Source organism: Jeotgalibaca arthritidis, assembly GCF_011100465.1.
Lineage (GTDB): Bacteria > Bacillota > Bacilli > Lactobacillales > Aerococcaceae > Jeotgalibaca > Jeotgalibaca arthritidis.
The window spans coordinates 839,045-850,984 of record NZ_CP049740.1 but is presented as its reverse complement, the minus strand read 5'-3'; the positions used below and the strand labels follow the sequence as shown (position 1 = coordinate 850,984).

The following is an 11,940-nucleotide window of genomic DNA, read 5'->3' as shown; positions in this document are numbered from 1 at the left end:
TAAAATGTACCAAGATGAAAGAAAACTTGATTTTAAGCCGTTAGGTATAGCGATAAAAAAAGCTCGGGAAGCAAAAGGGTGGACACAGGAATATCTTGCCCAACTGGTAGACCTTACGCCACGCTCTATTATGGGTTCTGTTGCAAAGTTTCCGATAAGCTCATTTTGAGGTAAAATAATTGAAAAAGATAGCTTGGAGGAATGAAGATGACTCAGTTCAAAGGAAAACAATTTCAAAAAGACGTGATTATCGTAGCCGTCGGCTACTATCTTCGGTACAACCTGAGTTATCGTGAAGTGCAGGAAATTCTGTATGACCGAGGAATTCACGTTTGTCACACCACAATTTACCGTTGGGTGCAAGAATACGGAAAGATTCTTTATCAAATTTGGAAAAAGAAAAACAAACAGTCCTTTTATTCATGGAAAATGGACGAGACTTATATCAAAATTAAAGGAAAGTGGCATTATTTATATCGCGCTATCGATGTAGATGGCTTAACCTTAGATATCTGGTTACGTAAAAAAACGGAATACACAAGCAGCGTATGCTTTTCTTAAACGATTAGTCAAACAATTTGGTGAACCAAGAGTTCTCGTTACGGATAAAGCACCATCTATTAAGAGCGCCTTCAAAAAGTTGAAAGAACAGGGATTTTATCAAGCAACGGAACATCGTACCGTTAAATATCTGAATAATTTGATTGAACAAGACCACCGCCCAATCAAACGACGCAATAAATTCTATCGAAGTTTACGCACGGCCTCTACCACGATTAAAGGTATGGAAACCATTCGAGGACTATATAAAAAAAGTCGAAAAGAGTGCCTTCTTTTCGACTTTTCGGTCTGCACGGAAATCAAGGTATTGTTGGGAATTCCGGCATAAACCCAAGACTGGGTAAAACATTTGTGTTTTATTTTACAACTTTGCAACAGAACCCTCCTGCTTATCGTCCTATATTTCGGATTTAAGTTGGCAATTAGGTTTATGTTTTCAACTGGAGCATTTCTTTTTCGAATAGTTTTAGGACTACTTTCGTTTACATTTATGCTAGCTATTATCGGTTGGGTAGTCATGTTTATTGAGAAAATTTTCTAATCACAAAAAACGTCCTATATTATCTATAGGGCGTTTTTGTAGCGTATTCTAAGCTCATTTCAGATGAATGAATGGATAATTTATTCATGCTTAGGATATTCAGATAGGCTCTATATTACATAAAAAATTAATAGTGAAGTTACAAAATAGTCATATATGACTATTTTGTAAGAATTTAAATTATATATGCTACAATAAAGGTGTAGGCGTTATTATTTTTTTGGTAAAAGTAGGGAAAGGAGGATAGTGGTTTATTTTAAATTGTGATTAATCAGTATATCTGTGTGCCAGATCTATCAATTTTTTCTAAAAAATCATTTAAATATGGAGGTAATAAACATGAAGTTGTCAAAAACTATAATTATAAGTTCTATTGTTACATTAGTAGCGGCACCAATTTTAACAACACCAGTGACAGTATCTGCAACTCAAAATGATTTAGAAAGTACCTACAGTACTTTTGAAGACTTTAATGATAATATAACTAATTTTGAACTTGTTAGCCAAAGTGATTCGGAAATAGTTTATAACTATTCTCAAAATAATACAGATTATCAAACAATTGAAGAAATTGACTTTGAATCTGGTGAAGTAAACAGTACCACTTATGAAATAAATGATTCTACCAAATCTATAACGGTATCTACAGTTAAAACGGAGTTAATAGATAACTCTTTACATCAAGAAGGAATTTTTAACGGTGAGGAATTTAGTCAAGTAATTGAGTTGGGAGAAGCTAAAGAAGATATTGGGAAAAAATCAGAGAATGGGCTAGTTACCCCTGCTATGGATAGTACTTGGGAATACTTAAAGACATTTAAAACAAATACATACATAAAAGGCTTAAGTGTGGGAGCAATTGCACTAGCAATTTCAAAGGTACTTAGTGCTATTCCAAATATATATACGCAAATATCAGCTTACTTAATCGACGTTGCAGCTTTAGCCTATTCTATGAATCTAACATACGTATATAATTCTGAAGATGTGTATAGAATTTTTGATTATTCTACTCCTGTTCCTACCATAATGGGTGAAATGGTGATTATAAAGCAGTACTCCAATAGTAGCAGAACAAGCTTGCTGGGACAAAAAACAGTCTATTATTATTGATGTAATACTTAAATATAGGAGGAAATTAATGAATGAAAAAAATTTAATATCATCCTGGGAAGAAGGCGTCTTGAAAGTCATTATTCTCATTTTAATTATTTTAAGCAAAAATTCTTTTCCTACCAGTAATAATTTTTTAATAACTATTATTGGTATTCTAATATACACGGTTTGTTGGTTACTTATGTATTCAATAAAAAAAAAATAACCCCACAACTAATATAAATCATTATGTAATTTTATATAGATCCTATGAACATAGTTGATATTTCATTAGTTGAATAAAAACAGCAGATTGTGCTACAATATAAACGAAAAGGAGATACGCTGTAACGTATCCCCTCAAGCAGAACCGTTAAAGACGGTGACTGAATTAAATAGATTAAAAATAATCATCTTAACCGATCAAAGTTAAAAGATGATTATTTTTTTTTGTTAAATTTCAGTATCTCGACAACCAACGTAGCGAGTAGAATCGCTAGCGTTAATGCTTCATATACTGTCAAAGCTATTCCTTTCCAGGAGTACAGCCATTGGTTCTGTTGCAAAGTTTTAAAATCTGCTTCAAATAAGGTAGAATGATAGAAAAAGATAGTGGGAGGAATAACGATGAATCATTTTAAAGGGAAACAATTTCAACAGGATGTGATTATTGTAGCCGTTGGCTATTATCTTCGTTATAACCTAAGCTATCGAGACGTTCAAGAAATCCTATATGATCGTGGCATTAACGTTTCTCATACGACGATTTATCTTTGGGTACAAGAATACGGCAAACTACTCCATCAAATTTGGAAAAAGAAAAATAAACAGTCCTTTTATTCGTGGAAAATGGACGAAACCTATATTAAAATTAAAGGGGAATGGCATTATTTGTATCGAGCCATCGATGCAGATGGTTTAACCTTGGATATTTGGTTACGTAAAAAACGGAATACACAAGCAGCGTATGCTTTTCTTAAACGATTAGTCAAACAATTTGGTGAACCAAGAGTTCTCGTTACGGATAAAGCACCATCTATTAAGAGCGCCTTCAAGAAGTTGAAAGAACAGGGATTTTATCAAGCAACGGAACATCGTACCGTTAAATATCTGAATAATTTGATTGAACAAGACCACCGCCCAATCAAACGACGCAATAAATTCTATCGAAGTTTACGCACGGCCTCTACCACGATTAAAGGCATGGAAACCATTCGAGGACTATATAAAAAAGTCGAAAAGAAGGCACTCTTTTCGACTTTTCGGTCTGCACGGAAATCAAGGTATTGTTGGGAATTCCGGCATAAACCCAAGACTGGGTAAAACATTTGTATTTTATTTTACAACTTTGCAACAGAACCCCTTTTTTTGATACAGCCCTAAAAAATAGTTTGAACCTCTCTTTATTCGAAAAATGCTTCATTTTAGCCTATACTCAAGTTAAGTAAGTCAATAAAAGAAAGGAAGATAATAATGACTGTTGAAATAAATAAGGTAAAGCAACCCATAGCTGATCATTCCAGCCAACTCGTTCACTTAACGGATCAAACGATGGAAGAGCGAAAGCAAGCTCTCTTAAATCGGATGGGGGAACGAGGATTGTCTGCCCTCGTTATTTATGCCGATAAGGAGCACGGCAGTAACTTTGAATACTTAACCGGTTTTATCCCACGTTTTGAGGAAGGACTGCAAATTCTCAACCAAGATGGCTCATCCACTCTCATCCTAGGAAATGAGAACTACAATAAGGTACGCTATTCCCGTACACCATCGGAAGGAAAAAAATGTAGCCTCTTTTCGTTACCTAACCAACCGATGCAAGAGGTGAGCGAGCTGGACAACTTATTAGCAGACACAACCATTGATACCAGTCAAAAAGTAGGACTAGTCGGCTGGAAATTAATTCCGACAATGACCGATCAGTATGACCTGCCGCATTTTATCGTCAATGCCTTAGAAAACCGTATTGGAAAAGAAAACTTGGTGAATGCTACTGGCTTGTATATTGATCCGGCCTACGGTGCCCGTGTAACTAATAATGCTAATGAAATTGCTCACTATGAATATGGTTCATCACTAGCGTCAGATGCAGTTTTGGATGCGATGAACCAGCTAAGTGTAGGGAAAAGTGAAACGGAAATTGGCCAATTGCTAACGAAAGAAGGCCAGTATCAAACAGTAGTCACGATTGCGGCATTTGGCCAACGGTTTTTAAATGCCAATCTTTATCCGTTAGATAAGCCATTAAAGTTGTCAGATAAAGTTGCCTTAACGGTTGCTTATCGTGGGGGATTGTCTAGTCGGTCAGGTTATGCGGTAGAAACAAACGAGCAGATGGAATCAATTGATCCGGCTTATTTGGAAGAAGTTGTTAAACCTTATTTTGCAGCCTACCACTATTGGTTAACGACCATTCGAATTGGGCAAAAGGGTGGCGACTTCTTCAAACAATTTAATGATTTTTACCCTCAATCAAACTATGGCTGGGAATTGTGCCCAGGTCATTTAACGGCTAACGAAGAGTGGTTGTCGTCACCATTTTACCCAGGGTCAAAAGCGACTGTTCAATCGGGTATGATTTTCCAAGTAGATTTTATTCCATCCCAAGCTGGTCACAATGGCGTCTCAGCTGAAAGTACTGTCGCCATAGCAGACGAGGACTTGCGCCATAACATTCAAGAAGATTATCCAGAACTATGGGAAAGAATTCAAGAGCGTCGCAACTACTTAAAAACAGAGTTGAATATTCAATTATCAGAAGAGTTATTACCCTTAGCGAGTACGTTAGCTTACTACCGTCCCTTCTTCTTAAATAAAGATCTAGCTCTAACCATTCAATAAGCATCTTGTTCCTCTCTTGTGAGTGTGGTAAACTAGTCAGGCTTGCAAACGAGTGAGCACGTGGTTCGTTGACCATCCCACGTAAAAAAACTAGGAGGAGAGGAAATTATGAAAACAAGAAGAATGGTAACCAATACCATCGTAGCGGCCTTATATATAGCCATGACCGGCATTTTCTCATTTATGTCTTTTGGGGCAGTCCAATTTAGGCTATCGGAAATGTTGAATCATCTATTTGGCTACCACCGCTCATATCGATATGGCGTGTTGGCAGGTGTGTTTATTTCAAACCTTATATTTTCAACACTAGGAGTCTGGGATCTTATCTTTGGATTTGGCCAGACATTAATTGCTTTCTTTATTTTAGATAAGCTATTTAAACCGGGTGATTCTGAAATGAAACGGATGATGTTAACCACTATTGTCTTTACAGCCACTATGGTATTTGTCGCAGTTGAATTGTATTTTGTATTAGGGCTACCGTTTTGGTTTAGCTTCCTAACAACTGCCTTTGGTGAAGTTGTCGTGTTACTTGTTTCTGCCCCACTAATGACTTATTTGAATAAGTTGATTGGGTTTGCAGAACGTATGAATGCATAAGTAAAGAAACCATGCGCATTCGTCAGCATGGTTTTAGTTGTATCAAGACAAACATTTAGACTATGATAGAGAAGACAAAAGGAACCGAGGGGGGAGTAGAATGGAACTACTTGTATTGACAGTTGGACCCATTGAAGAAAATTGTTATTTTTTAATCGATGATAATCGTGAGACGCTTATTTTTGATCCGGGTGCTGAAGCAGATGAAATTATGGCCGTTGTTGAGAGTAATAACTTGAAACCAATTGCTATTGCCTTAACCCACGCCCACTATGATCATATTGGTGCTTTGAACCAAGTGCGCGATGCTTACGACATTCCGGTTTACCAAAGCTCAATTGAAAAAGACTGGCTAGTAAATCCAATGTTAAATGGCTCGGGCAGACATCCTGAAATAGGCGATATTATCATCGATAAGCCAGCTGACGTCTACTTAGATATAATGGGAACTCATACGATCGGAACATTTACCTTTGAATTGCAACACATTCCCGGTCACTCACCAGGAAGCTTAGTTTATCTTTTTAAAGAGAACGGCTTTGCGATTGTTGGTGATGTGATTTTTCAAGGAAGTATTGGTCGAACAGACTTCCCGGGATACGGTAATCAGGAGAGCCTCTTAAAGGGGATTCGTGAGCACATTATGCCACTACCAGTTGAAATGGTCTTATTCCCTGGTCATGGTAACCCAACAACTGTACAAGCAGAACTAGAAACCAACCCATTCTTAAAGAACTAATCAAAAACAGTGCCCTCCTAAAAAAAGGAGACGCACTGTTTTTTAGTGATATGATTATTCTGATCTTAAATCTTCAATCGAAATGACGCTGTAGTCCTGACGTTCTAAGGATTGAACAATCGTTTTAAGTTGTTCTTTTGTCGCGCTAGCAGGCAATGTCACGAGGACTCGGCGTAGGACATCATCGCGTGTCGCGTCCAATGTTAAGATGTTAGCGATACTAGATGTCTTGTTAATGATTTTTGTAATTTGGTACAGATCACCTTTACGGCTCGGTGCTACAACAGTTAATACATAACTACCCATATCTACACTCCACGCTTGTGACAGCATATTTAACAAGCTACTGTGGGTCAAGATACCGAAGAATGTATTGTCTTTATTTAGAACAGCGATATAAGGTAATTCTTTAATCGTAAAGAAGACCTTAAAGAATGAGCTGTCAATTGAAATAAACTTTGTCGCATTTTTTAATAGGTGAGTGACTGGTAAAGACATATCTCCGCCATTTGCCTTGTGACGATAGATGTGCATTTTATAAATATTTCCTCTGAAAAGAGTACCAGTCTCGTCAAGAATCGGTACACAGCGGAAACCGGATTCTTCCAAGATGTCGATTGCCTCTTGAAGAGTCGCCGATTCCTTTACCACCGTAAGATCTCTTTTTGCAATGGCAAGCGAACGAATAAGCATGAGTATTTCCTCCTAATTATGAATAAATAATTATACCAGTAAAATCATAACACTAAAATGAGAAAATGCAATGCAAAAAATATGAAATAAAAAACAGATAAACATCTTTATAACAACTAAATAAGCGCTTACGTAATTATTTTTTAAATTAAAATAATTAAAAAAAAATGATAGAAACAGCGAAGGTGATAGTTCACGAATAATAAAAAAATCCTTGATTTTTTGCGCAAATTTGACTATCATAAAAATAAAATAGAGATATTGTATCTTAAATTTATAATCAAAGAGGAGAAAAGAAATATGAACGCAGACCCCGAGGCCCAGAGTTTTTTAATGAATATTTTGGTCGTCATCATTTTAACCGTAATAAATGCTTTTTTTGCATCCGCAGAACTAGCTTATGTATCAATCAATCGCCAGAAAATCGAAAATATGGCGGATGAAGGAGACAAAACAGCGAAACGAGTGCTAAAATTACTGGAAGAGCCGGACGATTTCCTAGCAACGATTCAAGTTGCCATTACCCTAGCAGGATTCTTCAACAGTGCTTCCGCATCATCTAACTTTGTTCCTTATTTAGAGCCTTTGTTAGGTAGCATCTCAGGATGGCAAACCATTGCTACGATTATTATTACAATTCTATTATCATACATTACACTTGTACTAGGTGAACTTTATCCAAAGCAAATCGCCTTGCAAATGCCAGAAGAACTGGCGCGAATGACATCAGGAACCATCTCTGTCGTTAAAGTTGTAGTAAAACCATTCGTATGGTTGTTATCCGCTTCAACTAACATTTTGAAAAAGTTATCACCAATTGATTTTTCAAAACAAGAAGAAAAGTTAACACGTGATGAAATGAGACAGATTTTGGCACAGAGTCGTGGACAGGGTGCAATTGACCCATCAGAATTTACAATGATGGAAGGTGTGTTATCCTTAGACACGCGTTTGGCTCGTGAATTAATGGTGCCACGTACGGATACCTTAATGCTTGATTTAGAAGATGACCTTTCTGAAAACTTGGAAATTATATTAAATAGTCCTTATTCACGTATGCCGGTTTATGAAGGCGATAAGGATGAAGTAATTGGTGTCCTTCATATGAAGAATGTCCTCAAAGCTTCAAAAGAAGTAGGTTTTGATCAACTCAATTTAAGAAGTTTAGTAAATGAGCCATTGTTTGTGCCAGCAACGATTTTTATTGATGACCTTTTAGTAGAGTTTCGGAAACTACAAACCCATATGGCAATCTTAAAGGATGAGTATGGTGGTGTAGAAGGGATTGTTACACTAGAAGATGTCTTAGAAGAGATTGTTGGTGACATTGAAGATGAGTATGACGAAATTCAGCGTCTATCACGCAAGATGGACGATAAAAATTATATTATTAGCGGTAAAATGACCTTGCAGAAATTCAATCAGCTTTTTAAAACAGAGTTATCATCCAACGAAGTGGATACAATCGGTGGCTTGATGATTGAAGAAATCGGTTATTTCCCAGCTGACAATGAACGCGTGACTGTTCGCATCAATGGCTTTATGCTGACAACAGCCCGTGTTGAGAGTGGCCGTGTTTTATCGGTTCACTTGGAACATGTTGCTGAAGAAGACGATGAGCAAGATAAAACTGAGGAAGAATAAACGACCAATCCAGCCTATGTCGCCCTGATGCGCAATAGGTTGGATTGATTTTTTGAGGAGATAAGAGTCATGAAGAAAAATGAAATGATGGATCGACCAATTGTTAAAGAAGAGATTGTCGATTTCATGCGTAAAGAGTTAAAACCATTTACAGGGAAATTAGGTGACATTGAAGCCTATGCCAATGAGAGACGGATTCCGATTATCCCTCACGAAACAGCTGTTTTTTTAAATATGATTGTTGGCCAAATTAAGCCACAACATATTCTAGAAATCGGAACAGCGATTGGATTCTCAGGAAGTTTGATGGCGCAGCATATTGGTAAAGACGGACACTTGACGACTATTGACCGTTTTGACATTATGATTGAACGCGCAAAAGCAAACTTTGAAAGAATGGGCTTAAAAGATCAAGTTACCTTACTAGAAGGTGACGCTGCTGATATTTTGCCGACCTTAACTGGTCCCTATGATTTTATTTTCATGGATAGTGCCAAAGCTAAGTATTATGAGTTTCTTCCTTATTGTATGGATGTCTTAAAGGTAGGCGGTATGTTAGTCATTGATGACGTCTTCCAAGGCGGAACAATTTTAGATGATGAAAAAGAAATTCCTAAGCGCGTGCGTAAAATCCATCGTCGATTGAATAAATTAATGGAGACTGTTCTTAATCATCCAGCCCTTGAAACATCTGTCGTGCCGTTAGGTGATGGCTTGCTGATGATTGTTAAAAAAGAAGAGTATGATTTTTCATATATTATAGAAGAAGTGAATCAATAGAAGGATAGGTATCGCGCCTCATCCTTCTTTTTTATATGAAAAAAGTATGTGTTTTTCATAAATTTGAGCAAAAATATAGCCAAAGGCATTATTTTGCGTTACAATAAGCAAAGAAATCCACAATGTAATCAAAATGTAACATAACAGTAATAAATTGTAAGAAATAGAGAAATGGAGGGTTTCTGTTGAAAAAGAAATCATTAGTCGTGGTGGGAATCAGTGTATTGGCAGTTGTTCTCATCGCATATATCGGTGGCGGCATTTATTTTAAAGATCATTTCTTACCACAAACTAAAGTCGGTAAGATTAGTATAGCAGGTGACACTGTTGAAGAAGCAAACCGTAAGTTTGCTAAAGACCTGCACAGCCAGACCATCACCATTACCGAAAACGGTGAAACATTAACGAGTATCACACCATTAGAATTGGAAGCAAGCGTTGATATTAGCGCCTATTTAAAAACAGTTAAACAAGAGCAAGGAAACTGGATTTGGCCGATTAAGGCTTTCCAAGACAAAAATTTAGAAACAAGCCAAGCAACATTTGATTACAATGAAGAAGCTTTGAACAACTTACTTGCTTCTTTGGATTTAGATAGTAAAGAACGTGCTGCCTCTCAAAATGCCAAGGTAGTAACTGAGGCTGGAAATTTCGTCATTCAAGACGAGGTTCAAGGCACACAAGTTGATATTGAGGCGCTCAAAGCAAGTTTACTAGCTGCTTTTTCTGAAGGAAAAGAAACAGTTACAATTGAAGAAGCTTATATTAAGCCAACTTTAACAGCAGACAGCGAAGAATTAACAACCATCATCGATCGTCTAGAGGACTTAGCAAGTACAGTAATTACTTATAAAATCGCTGGTCAAGAAGAAGTGGTACCAGTTGAGCAAATTAGAAGCTGGATGAGTATCGACGCTGAAGGCAATCCCGTTGTTGATCAAGCTGCAGCAGAAGCTTACTTAGACCAGTTGCATGATAAATATGCAACCCATGATAAGACACGCACATTTAATAGTACGAATCGTGGAACAGTTGAAATCCCACCGGGTACATATGGTTGGTCAATTGGAACAATTGCCGAAGCAGAGAGTCTTGTCCAATATGTCCTAGCTGGTAAAGATGTAACGGTTGAACCAGAAATTAATGGAACAGGCTACCACGCTGACGGTACAGATATTGGCAATTCTTATGTAGAAATCGATTTACAAGCGCAAGTGATGTATATGTACAAAGATGGTGCACGGGTATTTGAATCACCGATTGTATCCGGTCATGCAACAACACCAACACCAGTTGGCGTATTCTATGCTTGGAATAAAGAAGAAAATGCGACACTTGTGGGCTATAACCCACGTCGCGGTAATGACTATGCCCAGCCTGTTAACTACTGGGTTCCGGTTGATTGGAATGGTGTAGGGATTCACGATGCCAACTGGCAAACATCATTTGCATCTGATCAATGGGCAGCTAACGGATCAAACGGTTGTATTAATACACCACCTGGAGCAATGACGAAATTCTTCCAACTTGTAGAAGTAGGTATGCCAGTTATAATGTTTTAATTATAAAAAAGCTGGGATTTTATCTCAGCTTTTCATGTATTGATGATTAATCAGTTTCCACTCAAGCGATTGTAGCGCTTTCAAAAAGGGCTTTGCACTTGTTAATTTTCCCATGTATAATTAGAGAGAATATAAAGGTCGAGTAAACCCTTTAAGGAGATAAAAAGCTTATGAAAAAGATATTAGTAGTAGATGACGAAAAGCCAATTTCAGATATTATCAACTTCAATCTTGCCAAAGATGGCTTTGAAGTTCATACCGCATTTGACGGAGAAGAAGCCGTTGAGAAGTTTGCGGAAGTAAATCCCGATTTAATTCTATTAGATTTAATGTTACCGAAGATGGATGGCCTAGAAGTATGCCGTCAAATTAGAAAGACAAGCGAAGTGCCGATTATTATGCTGACTGCAAAAGACTCGGAAATTGATAAAGTTCTTGGCCTAGAATTAGGGGCAGATGATTACATCACAAAACCTTTCTCAAACCGTGAGCTTGTTGCTCGTGTAAAAGCGAACTTGCGTCGTGTTAGTGCAGCACCAGTTGTTGAACCAGAAGAAGAAAAAAGCAATGACATTCACATTGGTGCGATCACCATTCATGAGGACGCCTATGTTGTTTCTAAACGTGGCGAAGAAATTGAACTGACCCACCGTGAGTTTGAATTATTACATTACCTTGCCAAACATATTGGTCAAGTGATGACACGCGAACATTTACTTCAAACGGTTTGGGGTTATGACTACTTTGGTGACGTTCGTACAGTTGATGTAACCGTTCGTCGTCTTCGTGAAAAAATTGAAGATACACCAAGTCATCCAACATGGTTGATTACTCGTAGAGGAGTAGGTTACTTCTTGAAAAATCCAGACCAGGAGTAATAAAAC

13 protein-coding genes and 1 riboswitch are annotated in these 11,940 nt (G+C 37.3%); of the genes, 12 read left to right on the top strand and 1 reads right to left on the bottom strand.

The genetic code is table 11. The annotated features are described in order from the left end of the window. Positions 1-4: 4 nt before the first annotated feature. The 8 genes from G7057_RS04210 to G7057_RS04175 all read left to right on the top strand — a co-directional run bounded on the left by G7057_RS04210 (position 5) and on the right by G7057_RS04175 (position 6,377). A complete protein-coding gene (locus G7057_RS04210) occupies positions 5-169 on the top strand; it encodes a helix-turn-helix domain-containing protein (RefSeq protein ID WP_001808810.1) in 165 nt (54 codons plus the stop codon). A 38-nt stretch (positions 170-207) separates the two neighbouring features. Continuing rightward, a protein-coding gene (locus G7057_RS04205; RefSeq protein WP_166161584.1) for an IS6 family transposase occupies positions 208-889 on the top strand; the annotation gives its coding sequence in 2 pieces (ribosomal slippage) (positions 208-522 and positions 524-889; 681 coding nt in all). Positions 890-1,441: 552 nt separating this feature from the next. Next, a complete protein-coding gene (locus G7057_RS04200; RefSeq protein ID WP_166161582.1) occupies positions 1,442-2,215 on the top strand; it encodes a hypothetical protein in 774 nt (257 codons plus the stop codon). Between the two features lie 28 nt (positions 2,216-2,243). Beyond that, a complete protein-coding gene (locus tag G7057_RS04195) occupies positions 2,244-2,423 on the top strand; it encodes a hypothetical protein (RefSeq protein WP_166161580.1) in 180 nt (59 codons plus the stop codon). 401 nt (positions 2,424-2,824) lie between these two features. Then, positions 2,825-3,504 (top strand): IS6 family transposase gene (locus G7057_RS04190; protein ID WP_166161578.1). Its coding sequence is split into 2 segments (ribosomal slippage): positions 2,825-3,431 and positions 3,431-3,504, totalling 681 coding nucleotides; the frame shifts between segments, so codons are not numbered across the junction. Between the two features lie 166 nt (positions 3,505-3,670). Then, the gene (locus tag G7057_RS04185; RefSeq protein ID WP_166161576.1) at positions 3,671-5,038 is read left to right on the top strand and encodes a M24 family metallopeptidase; all 1,368 of its coding nucleotides are present in this window, start codon (positions 3,671-3,673) and stop codon (positions 5,036-5,038) included. 54 nt (positions 5,039-5,092) lie between these two features. Beyond that, positions 5,093-5,138: riboswitch (PreQ1 riboswitch) on the top strand. An 8-nt stretch (positions 5,139-5,146) separates the two neighbouring features. After that, positions 5,147-5,638: a QueT transporter family protein gene (locus tag G7057_RS04180; protein ID WP_076768253.1), complete on the top strand. Its 492-nt coding sequence runs from the start codon at positions 5,147-5,149 to the stop codon at positions 5,636-5,638. A gap of 100 nt (positions 5,639-5,738) precedes the next feature. After that, complete coding sequence (locus tag G7057_RS04175; protein WP_166161574.1) at positions 5,739-6,377, top strand: MBL fold metallo-hydrolase; 639 nt, start codon at positions 5,739-5,741, stop codon at positions 6,375-6,377. Positions 6,378-6,431: 54 nt separating this feature from the next. On the opposite strand, the gene cbpA is transcribed toward G7057_RS04175, so the two are convergent. Beyond that, positions 6,432-7,070 carry a cyclic di-AMP binding protein CbpA gene (gene cbpA, locus G7057_RS04170; protein WP_076768257.1) on the bottom strand — a complete coding sequence of 213 codons (639 nt, stop codon included), beginning with the start codon at positions 7,068-7,070 and terminating at the stop codon, positions 6,432-6,434. Between the two features lie 300 nt (positions 7,071-7,370). Here cbpA and G7057_RS04165 point away from each other — a divergent pair, with 300 nt between their 5' ends. From G7057_RS04165 to yycF, 4 genes are all read left to right on the top strand, one after another. Then, entirely contained in the window at positions 7,371-8,714 is a 1,344-nt protein-coding gene (locus tag G7057_RS04165; RefSeq protein ID WP_166161572.1) for a hemolysin family protein, read from the top strand. A gap of 69 nt (positions 8,715-8,783) precedes the next feature. Then, entirely contained in the window at positions 8,784-9,494 is a 711-nt protein-coding gene (locus tag G7057_RS04160) for an O-methyltransferase (RefSeq protein ID WP_076768261.1), read from the top strand. A 185-nt stretch (positions 9,495-9,679) separates the two neighbouring features. Beyond that, a complete protein-coding gene (locus tag G7057_RS04155; RefSeq protein WP_166161570.1) occupies positions 9,680-11,056 on the top strand; it encodes a L,D-transpeptidase family protein in 1,377 nt (458 codons plus the stop codon). Positions 11,057-11,226: 170 nt separating this feature from the next. Beyond that, the gene (gene yycF, locus G7057_RS04150) at positions 11,227-11,934 is read left to right on the top strand and encodes a response regulator YycF (protein WP_166161568.1); all 708 of its coding nucleotides are present in this window, start codon (positions 11,227-11,229) and stop codon (positions 11,932-11,934) included. The last annotated feature ends 6 nt before the right edge of the window (positions 11,935-11,940 follow it).